Annotated in this window: 14 protein-coding genes; 5 read left to right on the forward strand and 9 right to left on the reverse strand. The window is 54.2% G+C overall.

The features are described 5' to 3' along the window. Positions 1–9: 9 nt before the first annotated feature. The 4 genes from DHN12_RS08585 to DHN12_RS08600 all read right to left on the reverse strand — a co-directional run bounded on the left by DHN12_RS08585 (position 10) and on the right by DHN12_RS08600 (position 4248). Positions 10–840 carry a carbohydrate ABC transporter permease gene (locus DHN12_RS08585; protein WP_108859809.1) on the reverse strand — a complete coding sequence of 277 codons (831 nt, stop codon included), beginning with the start codon at positions 838–840 and terminating at the stop codon, positions 10–12. A gap of 12 nt (positions 841–852) precedes the next feature. Then, a complete protein-coding gene (locus tag DHN12_RS08590; protein WP_108859810.1) occupies positions 853–1719 on the reverse strand; it encodes a carbohydrate ABC transporter permease in 867 nt (288 codons plus the stop codon). Between the two features lie 107 nt (positions 1720–1826). Beyond that, positions 1827–3128 carry a sugar ABC transporter substrate-binding protein gene (locus DHN12_RS08595; RefSeq protein WP_108859811.1) on the reverse strand — a complete coding sequence of 434 codons (1302 nt, stop codon included), beginning with the start codon at positions 3126–3128 and terminating at the stop codon, positions 1827–1829. Positions 3129–3222: 94 nt separating this feature from the next. Next, complete coding sequence (locus tag DHN12_RS08600) at positions 3223–4248, reverse strand: LacI family DNA-binding transcriptional regulator (RefSeq protein ID WP_108859812.1); 1026 nt, start codon at positions 4246–4248, stop codon at positions 3223–3225. 120 nt (positions 4249–4368) lie between these two features. Here DHN12_RS08600 and xylB point away from each other — a divergent pair, with 120 nt between their 5' ends. After that, a complete protein-coding gene (gene xylB, locus DHN12_RS08605; RefSeq protein WP_108859813.1) occupies positions 4369–5805 on the forward strand; it encodes a xylulokinase in 1437 nt (478 codons plus the stop codon). 601 nt (positions 5806–6406) lie between these two features. Here xylB and DHN12_RS08615 read toward each other — a convergent pair. Next, positions 6407–6811, reverse strand: a complete 405-nt coding sequence (locus tag DHN12_RS08615; RefSeq protein WP_159089998.1) for a LysR family transcriptional regulator substrate-binding protein — start codon at positions 6809–6811, stop codon at positions 6407–6409. On the opposite strand from DHN12_RS08615, the gene DHN12_RS08620 reads away from it, so the two are divergent. The 4 genes from DHN12_RS08620 to DHN12_RS08635 all read left to right on the forward strand — a co-directional run bounded on the left by DHN12_RS08620 (position 6755) and on the right by DHN12_RS08635 (position 16832). Further along, complete coding sequence (locus tag DHN12_RS08620) at positions 6755–7429, forward strand: helix-turn-helix transcriptional regulator (protein ID WP_234416587.1); 675 nt, start codon at positions 6755–6757, stop codon at positions 7427–7429. The genes DHN12_RS08615 and DHN12_RS08620 overlap by 57 nt on opposite strands. Before the next feature lie 648 nt (positions 7430–8077). After that, complete coding sequence (locus tag DHN12_RS08625) at positions 8078–15469, forward strand: GAF domain-containing protein (RefSeq protein ID WP_159090000.1); 7392 nt, start codon at positions 8078–8080, stop codon at positions 15467–15469. 3 nt (positions 15470–15472) lie between these two features. Next, positions 15473–15814 (forward strand): Hpt domain-containing protein, encoded by a 342-nt coding sequence (locus tag DHN12_RS08630; RefSeq protein WP_108859818.1) that lies wholly within the window; start codon positions 15473–15475, stop codon positions 15812–15814. Further along, positions 15807–16832 carry an adenylate/guanylate cyclase domain-containing protein gene (locus DHN12_RS08635; protein ID WP_108859819.1) on the forward strand — a complete coding sequence of 342 codons (1026 nt, stop codon included), beginning with the start codon at positions 15807–15809 and terminating at the stop codon, positions 16830–16832. Before DHN12_RS08630 ends, DHN12_RS08635 begins: the two co-directional genes overlap by 8 nt. A gap of 558 nt (positions 16833–17390) precedes the next feature. Here the strand turns inward: DHN12_RS08635 and DHN12_RS08640 are convergent. Genes DHN12_RS08640 through DHN12_RS08655 form a run of 4 tightly spaced genes read right to left on the reverse strand, consistent with a single transcriptional unit; the run spans position 17391 to position 23331 of the window. Beyond that, positions 17391–19046, reverse strand: coding sequence for a sulfatase-like hydrolase/transferase (locus tag DHN12_RS08640; RefSeq protein ID WP_108859820.1), 1656 nt, complete (start codon positions 19044–19046; stop codon positions 17391–17393). After that, complete coding sequence (locus DHN12_RS08645; protein WP_108859821.1) at positions 19043–20278, reverse strand: Tm-1-like ATP-binding domain-containing protein; 1236 nt, start codon at positions 20276–20278, stop codon at positions 19043–19045. The genes DHN12_RS08640 and DHN12_RS08645 overlap by 4 nt, the downstream gene beginning before the upstream one ends. A gap of 28 nt (positions 20279–20306) precedes the next feature. Then, entirely contained in the window at positions 20307–21791 is a 1485-nt protein-coding gene (locus DHN12_RS08650; RefSeq protein WP_108859822.1) for an aldehyde dehydrogenase, read from the reverse strand. A 7-nt stretch (positions 21792–21798) separates the two neighbouring features. Then, positions 21799–23331, reverse strand: coding sequence for a tripartite tricarboxylate transporter permease (locus tag DHN12_RS08655; RefSeq protein WP_108859823.1), 1533 nt, complete (start codon positions 23329–23331; stop codon positions 21799–21801). Positions 23332–23335 lie beyond the last annotated feature (4 nt).

Here is a 23335-nt window from a genome sequence, read left to right on the forward strand (position 1 = left end):
AAGTCTTCCTTATTTCACAGCGCCGAAAGTCAGGCCGCGGACAAGTTGTTTCTGGCTGAACCAGCCAAGGATCAGGATGGGTGCAATCGCCATGGTCGAGGCCGCGCTGAGCTTGGCAAAGAACAAGCCTTCGGGGCTGGAATAGCTGGCGATAAATGCAGTAAGCGGGGCCGCATCGACGGCCGTCAGGTTTAGGGTCCAGAACGCCTCGTTCCAGGCCAGGATGAAGTTTAACAGAACGGTCGAGGCGATGCCGGGGATGGCCATGGGCGTCAGGATATAAAGGATTTCCTCTTTCAGCGTCGCTCCGTCCATCCGTGCCGCTTCAAGGATTTCCCCCGGAATTTCGCGGAAATAGGTATAGAGCATCCAGACGATGATCGGCAGGTTGATCAGCATCAGCACCACGACCAGCCCACCGCGACTGTCCAGCAAACCCAGCTGAATGAACAGCAAGTAAATCGGGTACAGAACACCAACTGCAGGCAACATCTTTGTGGATAGCATCCACAACAGAATGTCCTTGGTGCGTTTGGACGGAACAAACGCCATCGCCCAGGCTGCGGGTATCGCGACGATCACACCCAGAACGGTCGATCCGCCTGCGATGATGACCGAATTCCACAGGAACCGCATATAGTCAGAGCGTTCCTGCACGATGGCGTAATTTTCGAGCGTCCATTCGAAGTTGAGGAAGATCGGTGGGCTTGCAATCGCCTGCGCCTCGGTCTTGAAGCTGGTCAGGATCGTCCAGAAGATTGGGAAGAAGATCAGCAGACCTACGGCCCAGGCAAGGGCAGTGTTTAGTGTTTTGCGTTGTGTCGTGACGGTGCGGGCCATGGTTTTGTCTCCTCACGCGTCCAGGTTTTTGCCGACAATGCGCATCAGGAAGATGGCAACGATGTTGGCAAGGATGATTGCATAGACACCACCGGCCGATCCGAGGCCAACGTTCTGGCTTTCCAACACGCGCTGGAAGATCATGTAGGTCAGTGTACGGGTGCCGAAGGCGCCGCCGGTGGTCACGAAAATCTCGGCGAAGATCGACAGTAGAAAGATCGTCTGGATCAGGATCACAATCGTTATGGCGCGACCAAGATGCGGCAGGATGATGTGGTAAAAGCGCTTCAGAACCGGCGCGCCGTCCATCTCGGCCGCTTCCAGCTGTTCACTGTCCAGAGACTGGATAGCCGTCAGCAGGATCAGCGTCGCAAAGGGCAGCCACTGCCAGGAAACGATCATAACGATCGAGGTCATCGAAGCCTCGGACAGCCACGAAATCGGCTCGGCCCCGAAAAAGCGCCATAGATGGGCCAGCAAACCGTTCACCGGATCCATGAACATGTTCTTCCAGACCAGCGCTGATACGGTCGGCATGACAAAGAATGGCGCGATCACAAGGATGCGGACAACGCCCTGCCCCCACATGGGCTGATCCAGAAGCATGGCCAGCAGAATGCCCAGAATGACCGTAATCACCAGCACGCCGCCAACGATTACCAATGTTGCTTGAACCGCGGGCCAGAAGGAACTGGAGGATACGAAACGAACGTAGTTGTCGAACCCGACCCAACCCAGATCACCTCCACGCAGCGGCAGGTATTTCTTGAAAGAAAAATACAGCGTCATCGTCAGAGGCACGAGCATCCAGCCAAGCAGCAGGACCACTGCGGGTGCCATCATCAGGCGGGCAACTGATCGGGAATGTTGAGTAGCCATAAGGCAAACCCTCTCTGTTCAGGCGTAACTCAGCCTGCGAGAAAAACGCGAATTGTGGAAGGGTTGAACGGGTGGGCAGACCTCTGCCCACCCGTTGGGAGGATGCCTCAGTAACCGGCGGCTTCCATTTCTTCAGCTGTGAAAGCCTGCGCTTTGGCAAGTGCTTCCTCAACCGTTTGCTGTCCGGCATATACCGCCGAGAACTCCTGGCTCACCTGTGTGGCAATGCCTGCGAATTCCGGGATCGCGGCAAACTGGATGCCAACATACGGGACGGGTTTTACCGTCGGGCTGTTCGGATCAGCTGACAGGATTGAGTCCAGTGTCATCTTGGAGAACGGAACCTTTTGGTATTCCGGATTCTCGTACAGAGACGTACGTGCACCCGGGGGAACGTTTGCCCAGCCTTCGCTTTCGGCCACTAACTCAATGTAGTCCTTTGAGGTCGCCCATTCGATGAATTGCTTGGCAGCATCTTCTTGCTGTGTGCCAGCAGGAATAGCCAGTGCCCACGCCCAAAGCCAGTTGGACCGCTTGCCCAATCCGGTGTCGGGTGCCAGCGCAAATCCTACGTGATCTGCGACCGTAGAGTCGTTAGGGTTGGTCACGAAAGACGCGGCAACTGTCGCGTCGATCCACATGCCGCATTTGCCCTGCTGGAACAGCGACAGGTTTTCGTTAAACCCATTGGTGGCATAGCCGGCAGGACCGGATTCGTTCATCATTTCAACGTAGAAATTCAGTGTGTCTGCCCACTCGGGCTGATCGAACTGGGGCTTCCATTCTTCGTCGAACCAGCGGGCGCCGAATGAATTGGACATCGCAGTGATAAAGGCTCCGCCTTCACCCCAACCGGCTTTGCCGCGAAGGCAGATGCCGTTGATCTCGGCGTCCCGGTCGGTCATCGCGGCGGCGGCCTCTTTGATGAACTGCCAGGTCGGCGCATCCGGCATTTCCATGCCCGCCTTTTCCATAAGGTCAGTGCGGTACATGATCATCGAGCTTTCACCATAGAACGGCGCCGCAAAAAGCGTTCCGTCATGGCTCAACCCACCTGCCATCGCTGGCAGAATGTCACCAACGTCGTATTCTTCGGACAGGCCATCCAGCGGCACCAGCCAGCCATTCGCGCCCCAGATCGGCGTCTCATACATGCCGATTGTCATGATGTCGAACGTACCGCCTTTGGTCGTGATGTCGGTCGTTACGCGCTGACGCAGCACGTTTTCTTCCAACGTCACCCATTCGACGTCAATGCCGGTCGCCTCGGTGAATTTATCGGTATAGCCCTGCATCCGGATCATGTCGCCGTTGTTCACGGTCGCTATTGTTAAGGTATCCGCATTAGCTGCTGCCGTCGCGACGAGTGTCATTGCAGTCGCCGCACGAAGTGCGTTTCTCAAATACATCCCTGTCCTCCCTGAGCTTGGATGTCGTACAGAGAACGTAATACAAAAATTGTCGCGGCGTCAATGAAAACTTTACGCGCGTTAAGTTTTAAGATTACGCGGAATCCCTCAAAACCAACCTTGCAGGGAACAACGTCTCCGACCGCGTTTCAAATTTCCCTCCACTTTCAATGAGTTCGAACAGAGTTTCGACGCTACGCCCGGCAACGTTGTCATAATCATGGGCAGCCGTGGTCAGAGAGGGGCACGTAAATTTTGCGAAGGGATGATCGTCATTTGAAGCCAGACGCAGCGCGCAATCGTCCCGTCGCCCGACCCGAATCCCTTGCTCGTAGCAGGCCGCCAGAAAACCGATTGCCAGCCGGTCATTGCTGCACAGGACCGAATTAGTTCGCAGCCCATTTTCCGCCAGAACTTTCAGCGCACCCTTGTGACCGATCTCTTCAAACGCCCAACCCTTACCGTCGACTCTGATGATATGCGGCTCGAACCCGAGACGCTCCATGACTTCAATATAGGCTTTTCGGCGTTTATTGGCGTTCGGGTTTGCAGGCGTTCGCATTTCGAAGAATGACGGGGGCTCGCCCGTCCGGATCATGTATTCCACGGTTTGCGAAACAAAGCTGAAATTGTCCGACCCGATAAACGCGGCACCCAGACCTTCTAGGTTACTGTCGAACAATACAGTCGGCACATTCGCGCAGAACCTTTCGATCACTGATTGATCTGAGGTCCGTCCCAATGGCGCCAACAAAACCCCGGCAGGCTTCAAGGATTGCAGCCCGTCCAGAATGTCGTTTTCCAGTTTTTGTTCACCATGAGAGCTAAAGAGGGACGGACGATACCCAGCTGCGATACAGCTTTGTTCCAAATAGCGCGCGATTTCGGCAAAGAACGGATCAGCCAGATAGGGCACGACGATGCCGATATTCTTGGTCAGCTTCCGGTTCTGGTTCACCGCATAAATGTTGGGGCGATAGTCGAACCGCTCCAGCGCCTCTTCGATACGGGCCCGCGTTGTTGGGCGAACGCTGTCGGGATCGTGAAAGTACTTGGATACCGTAGGCCGCGAGATGCCACTGAGGGCTGCGAACTCTTCCATATTCTTTATTTTGGTCATGTCAGTCTGCCTGCGGATCTGAGCCGCCTTGATCTTATCATATTTTTACATATTCTTTGCGCGCGCTAAAAAATCAATAGCCATGCAAGGTCCGGGCGTTTCTGCGGGCAAGGGGATTGAATGTTTCTCGGGATTGATATCGGAACGTCTGCGGTCAAACTTGTCTGTGCAGATACCGATCGAATTCTTGCAACGTCTTCAGTAGACATAAAGACTTCCTCGCCGCAGCCCGGTTGGTCAGAGCAGCACCCGGATATTTGGTGGCAGGCGACGCGCGATGCATTGGGCCAACTTGCAAAACAAGTCACGCTGTCGGATGTGCAGGCCATCGGGTTGTCCGGTCAGATGCATGGGGCCGTTTTGCTGGATCGTGATCTGCGCCCGATCCGCCCGGCGATCCTGTGGAATGACAGCAGAGCGGTACGTGAATGCGATGAACTTCGCGCAGCCCAGCCGCAGATTGGGCATATCGCTGGCGTCCTCCCTTTGCCGGGTTTCACGGCACCCAAGATCGCCTGGTTGAAACAACATGAGCCGGCACAATATGCCCGACTTGCTCATATCCTGCTGCCCAAGGATTACATCGGGTTATGCCTGCATGGTGAGTTGGCAACCGACACGTCCGATGCAGCCGGTACAATGTGGCTCGATCAGGCATCGCGAAAATGGCACGCCGGAATTGCCGAAGCCACTGATGTAGCGCCCGATTGGCTACCGCAGGTTTTCGACGGCCACGTCGTCGTTGGAGCCGTGACGGCGCAAGCCGCAGCTGAAACCGGGCTGAAACCCGGCGTGCCCGTCGTTGCCGGAGGAGGAGACGCGGCAACCGGGGCGATATCTCTGGGCGCCACCGAACCGGGACGTGGCTTCATTTCACTGGGGACGTCTGGCCAGTTGTTCGTGGCGGACCGTCGGTTCAAGCCCAATCCTGAACGCTATGTGCACGCTTTTGCGCACACATTGCCCGACCGTTGGTATCAAATGGCCGCTATGCTGAACGGCGCAAGGCCGATTTCGTGGGTTGGTGGTCAACTGGGGCTGTCCGCTCCTGAAGTTGTTGCGCTTGCTGAAACGGTCAGCGGTGATCGCGGGCCGATTTTCCTGCCGTATTTGACGGGTGAACGCAGCCCACTTGGGGATCCACATATTCGCGCCTGTTTCTTTGGTCTTGAGGATTCGACAACGCGCGCGGATCTCTGCCGTTCCGTGGTCGAAGCAATTGCTTTTTGTTTTGCTGACGCCGCGCAGAGTTTCGGAGACACGATAGAAAATCTCCCTGAACTGGCAGCTATCGGCGGTGGCAGTCAATCGGACCTCTTGCTAGGCCTGATTGCATCGGTGACAGGAAAGCCGGTAATACGCTCAGAAGGATCGGATTCTGGCCCCGCCTATGGCGCAGCCCTGTTGTCCGCGTGTGGAGTTGGTACATTTTGTATTGCCGATCTGGCGGTTCAGCCCCAGACAAAAGACAGGTTTGAGCCCGTTAATCCCGGTGCGCTGCACGACAGACTGAGGCTGTTTCGCCGACTCTACACTGCGGTAAGGGCGGTAAACTGACCTCGGTACAACCGTTGATTTTGACCGTGTGAGTCAGCTTTTCGTCAATTAGGGCACCCGATTTTTCTCCATCCCAAATCAAGGAATTTACAGGAAATGTCCCGAGAGTCCGCGCATATCTACAGAAGCTACGCCGAACCTGATCCTCCCAACCGATCAAACGCCCTTGTTCCAATTCATTTGATGACGGACACGGCAGGTATTGCCCATCCATGAAAGCAACACCCGGAGGAAAGGCGTTAGGGTCGTGGTGGCGGTCAGATAGTTCTGGGAGTTTTCGCATGAGCAGATTGATATAGGCCAATGTAAGGCCGAATTAACAAGGTCTTTTGGGTTCTTTGCGCTCATCAGACCGATCACCGCTTGCTTGCCTCACGAACTGCCCGCTATTATAGTAGACGGCCCTTTACCGACATTCGTCACTATCCCCGGCGCTGCGGCGCGGCCTTCCCAAGCCGGCGATTTACTGCGCACGCCAAATCTCGGGCTGGTCGAATTCACATATACGCAACAAACCAGCAATTCACGAAGTGTTTTCTAATGTCAGATTCGAACTCAAAAGTTCAAGTCGGTATGTCGCCACTTTCCCTTGCACACGTCGTCAAAGATCGTCTCTACTTTCTTTTGCAACCTCAACAAAAGCGACCGCCGCAGGGGATGGCGTTGCGTGCGGATGCATCGCGAGACCAATTTTTCGTGTCCTGACTGAATTCAGCGGTTTGCTGACCCAGCCCTCTTTACCATTCGTTGGCGGCAAGGCCATCTCGGCAACAACCGAGACGCCCTGGTTGCGTGCCACCATGGTCAATGTACTTAGCATCTGCGATGTCCGATACCGCACATTTGGACTAAATCGGGCCTGCGTGAACAAACGGCGAATGATCCGGGCAGAACCAGATTCCGGCATGATGAATGGCATTTCGCACAGTTGCTCCAATCGGATTGAAGATTGCCTGGCCAAAGTACTGTCGGCGGCAACCAAGGCGACAAACTGGTCCTGTGCCACAGGCCAGGTCCGGAAGATCCGGATTTTGTCAGACAGACCCCTTCCAACTGGCTTTTATGCGGCATTGGATTTCTCGTCTTTGTACTTGTTTTGGATAACGCGATAGCAATCGACTTTGCAGTCAACAAGGGGGCCAATGCCTCAATGTTGATTTCTTACGGAACTGTTCCGTTGATCTTTCTTCTTGCGACGTCAATCACGCTCCCAGTGATGTTCTCCAAAGCCAACGCGGTGTCAAACGCAGCGCCAGTAGCCAATACTGAAGATGCGGAAGTCGTAGAGCGACTGAAGGCATTGATGGATGAACAACAGCCTTTTCTGGACCCCAACATAACCGCCCAACGACTTGCCAAACGCCTGAGCCTTCCAGCCCGCACTGTTTCGTCTGCTGTCAACAGAACTCAGGGAACTAACATGTCGCAATACGTGAACGAGTTTCGATTGACTCATGCGGCCCGGTTGCTTGCAGAGACTGATGAAGGCGTTGCCAACATCGCTGCTCAATCAGGGTTCTTGGCACGTTCCAACTTCTATCGTGCATTCCAACGGGTCTACGGACAATCGCCTATCGAGTACCGGGTACTTAGAAATTCAAAAGAGAAACCACAAATCGAATGACGGTAATCTGCGGCCCAAACCGGACATTGAGCTTGAACCATGATTAACTAATCAGCTTCCTGAAAGCGGCCATTCCGACATTTGCAACATTTCCTTTGCTTCGATGGCTGACATGGGAACATGTCTGCCGTCGTGTTAAGCGAGCAGTACACTTCGCAATGCATCTTCCCAGTGAGTTCACAAGGGCTTGCGTGCCCAGAACATGCTGCCTTTCGCCAACTGAAGTCTGGGCTTTGGCAATGGCATTCGGTGGAGCGCCTCAGAGATCGAACGTCCTGACGATTTCGAGGCGCATATGGTGTGCCAGAACAGTAAGGCCTATAAGGCTATCCTGCGCCTTGGCACTGCACTTTTGATTCATCGCGCTGACCAGCCGGATGATCCGAGCAAAGTGGGCCGTGCTCGCGCGTGCATGAATGCAAAGGGCATCATCCGTAAAGAATTCCAGTGACTTCTATAACATGCTCTCTAAACTCCGGGCAGTTGTTAGTCAGAATTGACGTGGGAGTTTGGGCTCAGTTGGGCGACAAAAAGGCATCAGGGACCCCGATAAGTCCCGCGCCATCATCTGCGCCAAGTTCGGAGTTAAGCGCAGCTGATCAACAGGCGCGGTTTGAAGCCACCGCTCAGGTGATGCAGGCGATCTCTGTGACCAAGGACGACGTTCAGCCGGTTTGCGATCTGATTGTTGCGCTTGCCAAAGACCTTTGCGACGCTGTTTTTGCTGGTCTGGTTCTTGGACAGGAAGGCGACACACTTCAGCGGCTCGTGGCCAGTGTTAACCTGCACCCTGACATTCAGCAGCTCTGGCGCGACGGAAAATACACGATGGAGCCGGGCAATTCTTTGGTGACTGAAACAATCCTCAGCGGCGAGACCAAACGTGTTGAGGATATGGGAGACACTGAATTCCACAAGTCCGGCGATGAGCGGTTCAAGCTGATTGTCGACAAACATGGGTGCCGCAGCAATCTGTTTGTTCCGTTAAAGGTGGATGGCGGTGCAATCGGATGCTTGATGTTGGCGCGAGACGAGGTGCGGCCCTATACCGACGATCAGGTCAAGCTCGTCGAAACCTTTGCCGCCCAAGCGGTAATCGCCATTGAGAACGTTCGCCAATTTCGCGAATTGCAGATCCGTCTGGCACGCGAAGGTGCCACGCGTGAGGTTCTCGAGACTATTAGCCGATCGCGGGAGGATGAGACGCCGGTGTTCCAGACGATCCTGGAAAACACCGCCCGGCTTTGCGAAACAGATGTCGCCACATTGAGCCTGTTGAATGAGGCAGGAACCCACCTTGAATATGCGGCCCATTTCGGTGATCAGTTGGCGACCTACGAGGTTGGCGTAGATCGCTGGTCACTGGATTCACATCTCCAGGTTGCGGAATCCATGCGCGAGGCAAGCGTCATTCACAATGTCGATTTGCGCCTGACTGACCAGTATATCAAAGGCGACCCATGGCGCCGTCAACTTGTAGACGAAGAAGGTGTCCGGTCATTTCTGACGGTCCCACTAATGTCGGCAGATGGCACGCCCGTGGGCGTCATCGGGATTTACCGACGTGTGGTTCGCGCATTTACAAACGACGAGATCTCTCTGGTTGAGGGCTTCGCCGCCCAAGCCGTGATCGCTTTGGACAACACGCGTCAATTGAATGAACTGCACACTCAGTTGGAGCGTCAGACGGCAACGCAAGAAATTCTAACGGTCATTAGCCAAAGCCGTGATGACGATGCGCGCGTCTTTGATTCAGTGCTTCAGCAGGCCACTAGGGTATGTGATGCAGATCAGGCTGTACTTATTCTTATCAACGCTGCCAGGACCCACGGGCGGTTGGCCGCGAATTGGGGACATCAGAGAACCGGATTTGATGTCGGAGACGAGTGGCAGTTAGACGAATCGATTCCCATAGCCACTGCGATACGAACAGGTAAGGTTGGTCGCATCGATGATTTGACCGACACGGATTTTTATCGCTCGGGCCATCCTACAGCTGCCATGATGGTTGAGATCGAAGGCATTCGGTCACGCGTTACAGTCCCCTTGATGCAAGGAGATCAGGCCATCGGAGCCATCGCAGTCAGCCGCCGTGAGGTGCGGCCATTTGCTGACCCTGACGTGCAGTTGATTGAAGAATTCGCCAAACATGCAGTCATTGCCATCGAAAACACGCGCCAGTTTCGTGAAGTTCAGGAACGACTTGAACGGGAAGAAGCGTCGCGTGAAATCCTCGAAGTCATCAGCCGCAGTCGCGATGACGATAGCCCTGTCTTCAATAGCATACTCGAAAATGCCAGCCGTTTGTGCAAAGCGCCGCTGGCCTTTCTGTGTGTCGCCGATCACGAACGAGGCCTTGCAACAATTCCGACCAATATCGGTGCGCGAACGGATTTTGATGAGGCCCTGAAGGGGTTCGTGGAGCCCTTGACACGCACGGAACTCGTTGCAATCCGCCCTATGATCGATGGCCAGGTCATCCGGCAAGACGATATTGCAGATGATCCGCTTTATTATCAGGATCGCGATCCAAAACGGGTTCAGATGGTTGAAGTCGAAGGGGCTCGCTCGGTCCTTGCGGTGCCGTTGATGAAAGACGACACGGGTCTTGGGGTGATCGTTCTCTACCGCCGTGAAGTTTCGCCATTCTCGGATGATGACGTCGCTCTGGTCCAAACCTTTGCGGCCCAAGCCGTGATCGCAATGGATAACGTACGCCAGTTCCGAGAGGTGCAAGACCGTACGGCGGAAGTCACGCAAGCCTTGGAGTATCAGACTTCAACATCCGAAGTTCTGCGTGTGATCTCAGCCTCTCCCAATCAACTGTCGCCCGTTCTTGACGCCATTCTTAAAGAAGCGTCGCGCATCTGCGAATTGCAGGATGCCTATGTCGCGATGCTCAACCCGGACGATGGGCTTTTTCATGTGCACTCGACGCTCACACAGGATACGGCCTTTGCAGAGTACGTCAAAGCTCACCCGATTTCACCAGTGGAGAACGGTGTAAGTGGGCGTTCGATCCTGTCGAAACGCACAAGCTATGTCGAAGATGTCGAAGCGGATGACACCTACACCTGGTTGGAAGAAAGCGGCGTAGGTGATTACAAGTCATTGCTTGGGCTTCCGCTGGTTAAAAACGGTGAAGTCGTAGGCGTTATCTCTCTTGGGGCGCCAGTGGTCTCGGGTTTTTCCGTCAAACAGATCAAACTGCTGGAAACTTTTGCGGATCAGGCCGTTATCGCGATTACCAACGCAAACCTTTTTCACGAGTTGGAGGAGCGGACAGAAGAAGTCACGCAGGCGCTGGAGTATCAGACCGCCACGTCAGACGTGTTGTCTGTGATCTCGCGATCTCCGAATGAGCTGGAGCCGGTGCTGCAGGAGATACTGAGAGTCGCCAGCCGAATTTGCGAGCCAAAATATGCGGCAATCTCGATTCTGAATCCGCAAGACAACCTTTACCATACTGACATCATGCTCGACTTTGACAGTGATTTCATGAAGTTCATGAAGGCACACCCAGTGGCGGCAGGTCATGGGAGCGGTATTGGCCAAACAGCTGCACGAGGAGAAACAGTCTACTACGAGGACACTGAAGCTGACGAATACGCCTGGAAGGAAGCGGCGCGTATTGGCAAGTATCGCTCGCTTCTGGGTGTCCCATTGGTCAAGGATAAGGTTGTAGTCGGTGTGATCGTGCTCTGCCACGACAAAGTTGCACCATTCAATTCAAAACAGATCGCGCTCTTGGAAACGTTCGCCTCCCAAGCGTTGATTGCTATCAATAACACACGGCTCTTCGAGGAAGTACGAGCGCGCACGACCGAGGTTGAAGACGCATTGGTGCGCGAACGTTCCAGTGCTGAAATCTTGCACCTGATCAACGAAGCTTCTTCCGACATCCAGCCTGTGTTTGACCTTGTCGTGCAAAAATCCGCTGAGCTTTGTGGAGCGCAGTTCTGCGTCCTCGAGCGCTTTGACGGCAACCTCTATCATTTCTGCGCACAATACGGGTTTCCGCAGGCTACTTTGAAGGCACTGACTTCGGATTATCCCTTGGGACCTTCCAAGGGTCATCTGGCTCCATTGGTCGTGGAAAGCGGCGAAGTCCAGCATCTAGCAGATGCGCGGGGGCCCGAGTATTTCAGTCCAGAGCTTGCCCGAAAGGCTGGGTATCGGCGCTTGATGGCCGTACCGATCCGGGCAGAGGCGCGGATTTGGGGCGTCATAATTGTCGGTTGGGCAGAGGCCGGACCGCCGCAACAAAACAGCGTCGAACTCGTTCAGGGTTTTGCAAATCAAGTCAGCATCGCCATCGAGAACGCACGGCTGTTCCGGGAAACTCAGGAACGTACTGCTGAAGTCGAGGAGGCGCTGAAGTATCAGACGGCGACGTCTGAAGTGCTCGACGTCATCTCGCGCTCACCGAACGATCTTCCTCCGGTTTTGGACGCCATTCTGGAGGTCTCGTCGCGTATCTGTTCACCGGAATACGCGTTCTTTGCAATGAAGGATGCTGACGATGGCCTATACCGCGTGGCCATGTCCCACAACGTCAGTGACGCTTTTCGCAAATTCCTGTCCCACAACCCTATCGCGCCCGAGGAAGGTTCTTGTATTGGGCGTACAGCACTGCACGGCAAGACAGTCTATATAAAAGACACCCGAGGAGATCCGTCCTACACATGGAAAAAAGCGGCTGAGATCGGGGACTATCTTACTACTCTTGGTGTCCCTTTGGTCAGCAATGGCGTAACCGTTGGCGTTATTGTTATGGCGCATCGGCAGGCAGCTGCGTTTAGCGACAAACAAGTCAGCCTACTCGAAACCTTCGCGTCCCAGGCCGTGATCGCCATCAACAATACGCGACTGTTCAAAGAAGTGCAGGCCCGCACTGCAGAAGTTGAAGAGGCACTGGGGTATCAGAAGGCGACATCCGAAGTGCTCGAGGTTATTTCCCGTTCCCCTGACGCTTTAGAGCCGGTTTTGGAAGCGTTGGTAGCGGTTTCGTCGCGCATCTGCCGCCTACAGGATGCTTTTGTGGCGCTAAAGAAACCCGAGGACGGAAAATTCCATTTCTTTGCCGGGCACAATCTCACAGAGAGTTTTGCCAAATTCCTCGAGTCGCATCCATTTGAGCCAGGGGAAACGTCGGCGACCGCCCGGGCGCTTTTATATGGGCGCGCCGACTACGTTGAGGATACTCAAGCGGACCCTAACTATGATCCGGTCCTTAGGTCCAACTCGCAAGGATACAGGTCGGTTCTCTCTGTACCTTTGATACGCGACGGTGACACGATTGGTGTCATCAGTATGGGCAGCCGAAATAAAGCCGCCTTTGAGGACAAGCAAATCAAGCAGATGGAGACTTTTGCCTCGCAGGCGATCATAGCGATTCAAAACTCTAAATTGTTCAACGATACGCAAGTCGCACTCTCTCGCCAAACGGCAAGTGCGGATGTTCTCAGAGTGATCTCGGAATCCCCGACAGATACCAAACCGGTTTTTGAGAAGATTGTCGGACTGGCTACAGCTCTCATCGATTGCGACTTGTCGATTGCCATGCAGGCTAACAAAACTGAATACTGGCAAGTGGCGGCCGCAACTCCGGATGGTTTAGAGGAAATCACTTGGACTGAGCGCCTGCCAATTGATCCCGACGACAACCTGCCATCCCGCGTCATCCAGAGCGGCAAGACGCTGCAATTGGATGAATCGCGCTTTGATGAACTATCTCCGCGGGACACGGAAATCGTAGAGCGACAAGGATTCAAGTCGTTCTTGATGGTACCCTTGATGCGAGGGAAAGACTGTTTCGGCACTCTCGTCTTTATTCGGAAAACGTCGAAGGCTTTCAGTGATGACGAAGTAGCCATTGCCGAATCTTTCGCGGATCAGGCTATCATCGCGCTGGAAAACGTGCGTCTGTTCAATGAAACTCAGGCTTCCTTAGCGCGACAGACTGCCAGTGCTGATGTACTGCGGGTGATCAGCCAATCGCCTTCAGATACCACACCTGTTTTTGAGGCGATTGTAAATTCCGCGACACGGCTTGTTTCATGCGACATGGCAGGCGCCGCTTTGTCAGATGACAGTTTCTGGTGGCAAGTGGCTTTGGCGACGCCAAAAGGCCTATTACGTGATTTCGGACGAACCCGACACCCGTTGGACCCGAAGGATAATTTTCTGTCGTCCGTGTTACTGTCCGGGAAAACCATGCATGTACACGATTTGACGTCGCAGGGCTTACCTCGGTTAGCAAAGAAGCTTCACGAAGAAAACGGATTTGAAGCTTTTCTTGGCATACCGTTAATGCGCGGAGACAAGTGTTTGGGCGGACTCTATTTCATCAGGAAATCAAAAATACCGTTTTCGGACGACGATATTGCTATGGCTGAGTCTTTTGCGGATCAGTCTGTTATTGCCATTGAGAACGTGCGCCTTTTCCGCGAGGCCGAAAAGGCCCGTGAGGTGGCCGAGTCTGCTAACGAAGCGAAGAGCGCGTTCCTCGCCACCATGTCCCACGAAATCCGTACACCGATGAATGCCGTTATCGGGATGAGTGGGCTCCTGATGGATACCAAGTTAGATGCCGAACAAAGCGATTATGCCAACACGATCCGCGACAGTGGCGACGCGCTGCTTGGCATCATCAACGAAATTCTCGATTTTTCGAAAATCGAAGCCGGGCAGATGGACATCGAGAACCATCCGTTTGACCTGCGTGAATGTATCGAAAGCGCGCTAGATCTGATCAGCGGCAAGGCCGCCGAAAAGAAGCTTGATCTGGCCTATGAATTTGACGACGCTCTGCCCCTTGCGATCAGTGCCGACCTGACCCGGTTGCGGCAGATCCTGCTGAACCTTCTTTCCAACGCCGTGAAGTTTACCGAAAGCGGGGAAGTGGTTTTATCTGTTGAACAAACCACCAAGAAACGCGGATCGCTTGAGCTAACTTTCACAGTCCGCGACACTGGTATTGGCCTGAGCGAAAAAGGTATGAGCCGTCTGTTCCAGTCCTTCAGTCAGGCAGACAGCTCAACAACTCGTAAATATGGCGGCACCGGTCTTGGTCTGGCGATTTCCAAACGTCTTGCGGAACTCATGGGCGGCACCATGTGGGCACGAAGTGACGGCGAGGGGCACGGTTCGACCTTTACGTTTACAATCCAGACCAAACCTTCCAAACCTGTCAAATCGTCGTCGCGTGATCTGGTAGGCATTCAGTCCGAGCTTGAAGGCAAGCGCATTCTTATGGTGGATGATAACGCCACCAACCGAAAAATCTTGTCGCTCCAGACCGAGAAATGGGGCACTAAAACCACTACCTGCGAAACCCCGTCCGATGCGCTGGCGACACTCGAGAAGGCTCAAAAGTTCGATCTGGCCATTCTCGACATGCACATGCCAGAAATGGATGGCGAGGAACTTGCCCAGAACATTCGGGCCATGCATCCGGACTTACCGCTGATCCTCTTTAGTTCTCTTGGTCCACGTGAAATTGACCTCGAAGACGGTCTCTTTGCTGCCAACCTCACCAAGCCGCTGCGTCAGTCGCATCTTTTCGATACTCTGGTCACGTTGTTTTCAACCGAAGATACTCCCGTGAAAGCGACCAAACCCGCAGACAAACCCCAGACTGATCCACAGATGGCCAAACGCCACCCTCTGCGTATTCTGCTGGCTGAGGATAATTTGGTGAACCAGAAACTTGCGCTTCGCCTTCTTGAACAGATGGGCTATCGCGCTGATCTGGCCAGCAACGGCGCTGAGGCGGTCGAAAGCGTGAAGCGGCAAACATACGATGTTGTATTAATGGATGTGCAGATGCCCGAAATGGATGGGCTCGAAGCCTCACGCTGCATAAACAAAGATTTCCCCGGAGAAGACCGACCGCGTATAGTCGCCATGACCGCTAACGCCATGCAAGGTGACCGCGAGATGTGTTTAGATGCCGGAATGGACGACTACATCGCCAAACCGATCCGCCTGCCTATTCTTATCGAAGCCCTTTTGAATGTCCCCAGGAAATGCAAGTAACCCATGACAAACGGACCAATTGATCTTGATATCCTCGCTGAGCTCAAGGACGCGACAGGCGATGAATTTGCCGCCGAGCTTGTAAACACCTTTCTCGACGAGGCCCCCGGCATGATTGCCGAATTGAAAGCGGCTGCCGACGCGTCGGACGCTGATGGATATCGCCGCGCAGCTCATTCCATCAAATCGAATGCAAACACCTTTGGTGCGACTGCGCTGGCTGAGTTGGCAAGGAAAATCGAACTCGGGGGCATACCCGCAACTGGCGACCTTACGGATGCCAAAGCACTGGAGGCCTCTTTCGCCAAAGCTGCTGCGGCCCTGCGGACCCTGAACAATGACTGATGCACCCGGCCATCTCCTCATTGTTGATGACAACAAGGTCAATCGGCTGCTCTTGTCTCGCAATGTTGAACTGTTGGGGCACAAAGCTTCTGTCGCGGAGAACGGCCGCGTCGCCATGGAGATGCTGTCGAGTCAGTCATTTGACCTGCTTCTACTTGATATCGAAATGCCCGAAATGGACGGGTTTCAGGTTCTGGAGGCTATCAATGCGGACCCCGACCTGCGCGAATTGCCGGTGCTTGTGACTTCTTCGGTCGAAGGGCTCGACAATATTGTGCGCTGCATCGAGTTAGGCGCAGAAGACTACTTGCCCAAGCCAGTGAACAAGACACTTCTCAGCGCCCGCGTCTCCAGCGGCCTTGAAAAGAAGCGACTGCGGGACGAACAAAGACGCCTGCTTGAACGCTTCGCAACAACCGAGGTTGCGCAAGACCTGCAAGAGTCCGGTTTTGCCATCGGCGGCAAACGTGCAAACGCATCAGTCCTCTTTTGTGATATTCGCGGTTTCACGACCCTGTCGGAAAACCTTGCACCTGAGGCAACAATTGATCTGCTCAACACCTTCTACACGCTGATGTTCGAGGCGGTGACCAGCAATGGCGGCATTGTCAGCCTGATGCTGGGTGACGGATTGATGGCTCTCTTCGGTGTTCCACAACCGCTGAACAATACTGCGCAAAGTGCGGTTGCCGCAGGACATGAAATGCATAGCATGATCGAGATGTTGAATCACGACCGACTCGCTGATGGCGAAGAGAGCCTCAGGATCGGCATCGGTATCGCTACAGGCGAAGTCGTCGCGGGCTATGCCGGCACTGACAACCGGGCGACCTATACCTGTATCGGATCCGCGGTAAATCTCGCAGCCCGATTGGAAGCGGAAACCCAGAACACCGGAAGCAGGATCTTGGTTGATCAAGAGACCCTGGATCTGCTCAACGGGGTTGATATTCAGAAGACATTTGGCGGGACCCAGATCAAGGGCTTCTCCGATCCATTCGACATTCACGCATTGTGATCTTCCGACACGAGTATCGTTTCCTGAAAGATCGATTACTACTAACGCCCCCTGCAGTCGCAGCCATTCAATTTGGTTTCGCGAAAACAGGTCATATTTTTTCGCCCGACCATTGGCCTATTACCACAGACAAAATCGGACTTCATTCAATGCGGGGAGAACAGATGAAGCGAACTTTGATAGATCACTATCATCCGGGTCTTTTAAGCAGTTTGTCCGGTTCAATGACCGCTTTGGAGTAGTGTAGCATTTGCTTTGCACCGCAGCGAACTTCCGCATTCCGCCCTACCCCGACAATTCCGTCCGACAAACGTCGGTATGACCTGTGGTTCGTTTTTTTAAGACAACTACTGGCTATACCACCCATTTATCCGACGAAGTTGAATAGCCTGGTGCAGATTAACTAAGATTCTGGATCCAGGCCGTTTACGCTCGTTTTTCGTTGTTGTTGTTTGTGTTGTTGCCTTTAAGGTAGTTGAATGGGGTCATCGCAACTACCTAAACAACTTTGCGAAACATCCGCAAAAGACCCACAACATGACAAAAACCCTGCATGTTTCACCGACGCCTGATCGTTTTCTCTATTACGTCGTAGGGCAGTTCACGCTCATCATAAACACCGATAAAAATACCGACATCAGCCGCACTCCCGTCTCGCTTCTTCAGCAACGTTTCATTTGAAACTGTTGTACGTTGCGATGGACGGCGCGCCCATTCTGACATGCGCTTCATGAACATGTTAATCACCTCGGCATGGCCCAAATCGGCACCGAGATCATTCAACTCTTTAGGGTCGTTTTTCAGGTCGAACAATAACGGGCGAAACCCACCATCGGCAAAGATGAATTTCCAATCCTTGTCCGCCAGCATGAACAGGCGTGCCTGTTTGGGGTCAAGGCCCAGAGCCGCGGCTTCGGGCGTGGCAGAATAATCATATTCGCTAACCACATACTCGCGCCATGCCTTGGGGTTTTGGCCATACAGGAACGGCAGTAGCGAGCGGCCTTCGATAACGTGATCCGGGACATCGCTACCTGCCAGATCAACAAATGTTGCCGCCAGATCAATACTTTCGACCAGCGCGCTACAAACAGTGCCACGTGTTGCGTCTGCTTCTTGTGACGGATCATAGATGATCAGTGGAACGCGCACCGACGGATCATGGAAGAGATCCTTTTCACCCATCCAATGATCGCCAAGGTAGTCCCCATGGTCGGAGGTCACGACGATCATAGTATCTTCCATGTGGCCATTCTCTTCTAGCCAATTGAACAGGCGACCCATCTGATCATCAGCCTGTTTGATCAGCCCCATATAGGCAGGTATCACCTTTTCACGCACACCCGGTTTGCTAAAGGTTTGGCCAATTTCGTTCTGCATGAATTGTTCATAGACAGGGTGAGGATTATGTAACTCGCCATCCGAGCGAACCACCGGCAAAACATCCTCTGCCGTGTACATGTCATGATACGGCGCTGGAACAATGTAAGGCCAGTGCGGCTTGATATAAGAAAGGTGGCACATCCATGGCCCAGCGGAATTTGCATCCTGCGTTTTGATAAATTCAATCGCCTGTCCCGTCAGCCACGGCGTTTCGCTATCTTCTTCCTTGATGTTTGCAGGCTTATCTGCGTGCCGCATAAACCAACCCGAAGCGACACCACCTTCTTCATCTAGCCCGGCATTGGCATTGTGCTGCCAGGGGTTTTCAGCCTCATACCCCTGCCCTTTCAGATACTCGTTATAGGGCGAACGTCTTTTGTCATAAAAGCCTTGCGGCCCCTCACCCCATAAGCCGTCATCACGAAGGAAGACATCAAAACCACATTCCGCGACACGTGCTCCGATCACTCCGTCGCGCGAAATGCCCAGACGGTCCATCCCTGCCTGATCCACGCTCATATGCGTCTTTCCGATCAACCAACTATCCATCCCACGTTCGCGCAGATGATCGCCCAGAGTGACCTCTCCGACCTTGAGCGGAAAATTATTCCAGGCAGCGCCGTGGCTGTGTACGTAACGCCCTGTGTAAAAGCTCATCCTTGAGGCCCCGCAGATGGGCGATTGAACATAGCAATGGGAAAACCGCACTCCCTTCGCCGCAAGCGCATCCAAATGGGGGGTGTTCAAACTCGGATGTCCGGTGCAGCTCAGGTAGTCGTACCGAAGCTGATCGAACATGATAAACAGGATGTTTTTGGCTTTTCTGGTCATGGCGCCTTAACCACCCCGTCATTCATCCATTTGTCGAACTGTTTGAGTACAGCATCGCAGAATACGTCGTCATTGATATGGGCGTCAATTTCCGTAGTTGATGCAACCGCAGGCATCACGTTGCGGGCCTCGTCAACCATTTCGGCAAGCGCTTCCGGGTCATGCGCTTCCTGACCTTCGCGATCCCATTCCTCAACACCGCCGGTGGGCAGGAAAAAATGGGTAGGGCCGGTAGACTGTTTCAGACGACCGGCCATTTCCCGAATAGCGGCCCGTCGCTCTTTTGCGTTGAACACTGCACTTTTGATCAGGCGATTATGTTCGTGGAACGGGCGGTCGGCATATTGGTCGGGAATGTCCTGCCAACCGGCAAAATCCAAAAGATCCAGCGCGCCTGGGGCCACCATTTGCGGCACGCCCGCGCGTCCAGCATTTGTCAGCCGGTCCTGCCCCGAGGACACCAGCGAACCTGCGAGCATGTTGGCAAATTCCTGCATGCAGAAATCCATTACGCAACAGAACGCACCCTCTCCCGCAAGTTTCTCAAATGCCATACCGCCCATGCCCGTAGAATGGAACACAGCCACTTCGTATCCCCGTTCTTCTAAAGCAGGTTTCAGAGTTTTCATATAACGCAGGCAGGATGAGCCCAACGAGGTCATTCCGATCATCGGGCGACCGCGTTGAGGGCGTTGAACCGCGCGGGCTGCACCTAAAACAGCGCCTGCGGCCTGGCTTAGCGATGAGCGGCAAACCGAGTTCATACCATAAAGCCCGCCAGCCCACAGGATCATCTGTATATCCGGCGCCAAACGGTGTGGCGGAATCAGCGGTGAAAAACTAACGGTAGAGACAATGTATTTCGGCACACCCATTGGCAAAGCCTGCGCACAATCCAGCGCCAGATCGGTGCCCATCGTGCCACCAGTTGCGATCATCCCATCAAATTTTCCCTCGGCGTAGACCTGCGCAACCAGTGCTGCAGCGCCCTGCGACATCACGCGAAAAGCCTTGTTTTCGTCACCGAGCGCGATCACCTCATCTATGGTCATACCACCGGCCGCGGCCACATCATGTTTGGAAATGTCTGTGGGCGTGGTTGGATCCCCAAGAACCGAGACGTCCATGGTCAGCACGTTGCCACCTTGCGCAGTGATGCATTCTTCGATGTAGCGCATCTCGGGGTCTTTGGTATCATAGGTGCCGATCAGCAAGATAATCTTTTCGCCCATGGTAATCTTCTCCTTGCAGGCTATCGTCTTACAGCTGAATCCAGGCTGTTTTCAGATCGAAATACTTTTCCATTGCGTGCATAGATTTGTCGTGACCGTTGCCCGACTGCTTTACTCCGCCCAAAGGCACAGTGGCGTCCGCACCGCCATAAGTGTTGACGTGAACAACGCCAGAGCGGATGCCCGCCACCATGCGATGCGCACGGCTCAGGTTTGCAGTCCACACGCCTGAGGCCAGTCCATAAACGCTGTCATTTGCCAGGCGCAGTGCCTCATCTTCGTCTCTGAACGATGTCACGGCCAGAACCGGACCAAAGACCTCATTGCGGAACAGATTGTCGGTCGGTTTGACCCCGTTCATTACAGTGGGTGCCATATAATAACCGCCCGTTTCCGTCAGAATTCGGTCACCGCCGGCACGGCGCTCAGCACCTTCCGCTTCGGCTTGGGCGACAAAATCCAGATTGCTTTCCAATTCCGGCAATGAGTGCACTGCGCCGATCTGAGTGCTCAAATCCAGCGGATCGCCGACGCGGAAGGCCTGCGCGTGTTTAACGATCTCGGCGACGAAATCTTCGTGAATATCCTCCTGAACCAGCAAGCGCGATCCCGCGACGCAAATCTGACCTGAATTTCGGAAAATACCTGAGGCGGAGACCTTAGCCGCCTGCGCGAGATCGGGGGCGTCGTTGAACACGATGTTGGGGGACTTTCCGCCAAGCTCCAAGTAGCAGCGTTTCAAATTCGAGCGCGCGGAATATTCCAGAAGCCGCCGCCCTGTCGCACCCGAGCCGGTAAAAACCATGATGTCTACATCCATCGACAGGGCCAGTGTTTCACCAACCACGCTGCCTTTGCCTGTGACGACATTTAGGACACCGTCCGGCACACCTGCCTCAAGCACCAATTCGGCCAATCGCAAAAGTGATAGTGAGGCCGATTCCGCAGGTTTCAACACCACCGAGTTACCCGCCGCCAGCGCCGGCGCGATCTTCCACGCACCGATCATCATTGGCATGTTCCAAGGTACAATCGCCCCCACAACGCCGACAGGCGCGTGATGCACAAGACCCAGCACATTTTCAGCTGTGGGCGCAATCTGACCATAGATCTTGTCAATGGCCTCGCCATAATAGCGGAACGTGCCCGCAGCCGACATCGGCTCTGCCTTCATGGCCATATTGATCTCAGTGCCGTTGTCCCGCACGCCCAGAACGGCCAGTTCCAAAGCGTGTTTTTCAATCAGATCGGCCAGTTTCAACAACACCTTCTTGCGTACAGAAGGTGCAGCCCGCGACCAGCGTCCGTCTTCAAACGCCGTGCGGGCCGCCGCAATAGCCCGCTCCATATCCGCGGGGGTGCCCTCGGCAATTTGAGTTAGAACCTGACCGTCAATTGGAGAAAGGACATCCAGTTGCCCTCCTGCCGCTGCGGCCTCGTGACGCCCATCAATCAGAAGGCTCCGTGCCGGTACGGGCTGACCACGTAGCGCATCGATGGCAAGTTGATCCATAGGTCGCTTATCCTTGCTGGTTCGGATTATCGGAATCCACGGGTTGCATCGTAGGTTCCGGCCGCAGTTTGTTTTTGAATTCGAAATACAACGTTCGGCAGTGCAGGATCAGGATCAGAACGATCAGGCCAAACAGAATGGCCGCGATGGGCCGGTCGATGAAGTCGAGCGGCGTTTTGACCCGTGCCATTGCGCTGCGCAACTTGGTTTCCATAATCCCGCCAAGAACCATGCCCAAAATGATTGGAACAATCGGCAGGTCCAGCCGTTTTAGGATCAGCCCAAAAACCCCGAACCCGGCAGCAATGGCACAATCTGTGATCGAGTTGCGCAGACTATAGACCCCCACGAATGCCAAAATCAGGATCATGACACCAAGGAACCGGGTCGGGATCTGGATAATCTTCAACAGCAGGTTCGTCGAAAACAACAAGAAAACAAGAACGATCACGTTAAGCAGGATCAGCGCCATATACAGGGCCAATACGAAATCCATCTGGTTTTCGAACAGCTGGGGTCCGGGGATCACGTTGTGGACATAAAACACGGACAGCATCATCGCCGTCAGCGCCTCGCCGGGAATACCCAGAGCCAGCAGAGGAATCATCGCAGCGCCTGGAACGGCGTTGTTCGCGGCCTCGGACGCTACAAGTCCCTCGGGAGAGCCATCACCAAACTTTTCTGGGTTTTTTGACGTCTTTTGAGCATAGGTGTAGGACAGAAATTGCGATGTAAACTCACCGGTGCCCGGCACCATGCCCATGAAAACACCGATACTTGAGGACACGGTAGCAACGCGTTTCACGCCCAGAAGTTCTTTGAGGCCGGCAAAGATATTGCCACTTACATGGGTGTCGCCTGGCGCGTGGTTCTTTTCCAATAGCAGCAGAAATGCCTGGCTGATCGCAAACAGACCAAGCACGACAACAATAAGATCGACGCCCGATGCCAGCCAGCTTTGATCAAAGGTGAACCGGCGGGTATATTTCACGGGCTCCAGCCCCACCGAATTCAGGAAAATGCCGAAGGCGGCCAGCATACCAGCGGCAAAAATCTGACCCCGGTGGGCCAGCACAACCAGAATGATGCCCAATAGCGCGGCCAGGAAAATCTCGCGGCTGCCGAAGTGTGGGGCGACAAGGGCCAGAACCGGTGACAACACCATCAGACAGATGATCGCAAACACGCCCCCGAAGAACGAGGCCGAATACGCCAGAGACAACGCACGGTGGCCCTGCCCCCGTTTGGTCATGGGATATCCGTCATAAGTGGTCAGCGCGTTCACCGCTGTGCCGGGGGTGTTGATCAGAATCGCAGGAATGGCTCCGCCATACATGGACGAGCCGTAGATACCCAATAACAGGGTTAGTCCTACGATGGGCTCGAACGCAAAGGTGGCAGGCAACAGGATTGCGATGGCCACCGCCGCACCCACGCCGGGCAATGCACCGATGATGACGCCGCCGATCGAGCCGATCAGCAGGGCGACGATTACCTGCCATTGCAGCAGGATAGAAATGCCGGAAAGAAGCGTTTCCATAGTG

It is taken from the genome of Ruegeria sp. Alg231-54 (assembly GCF_900143525.1).
Lineage (GTDB): Bacteria > Pseudomonadota > Alphaproteobacteria > Rhodobacterales > Rhodobacteraceae > Ruegeria.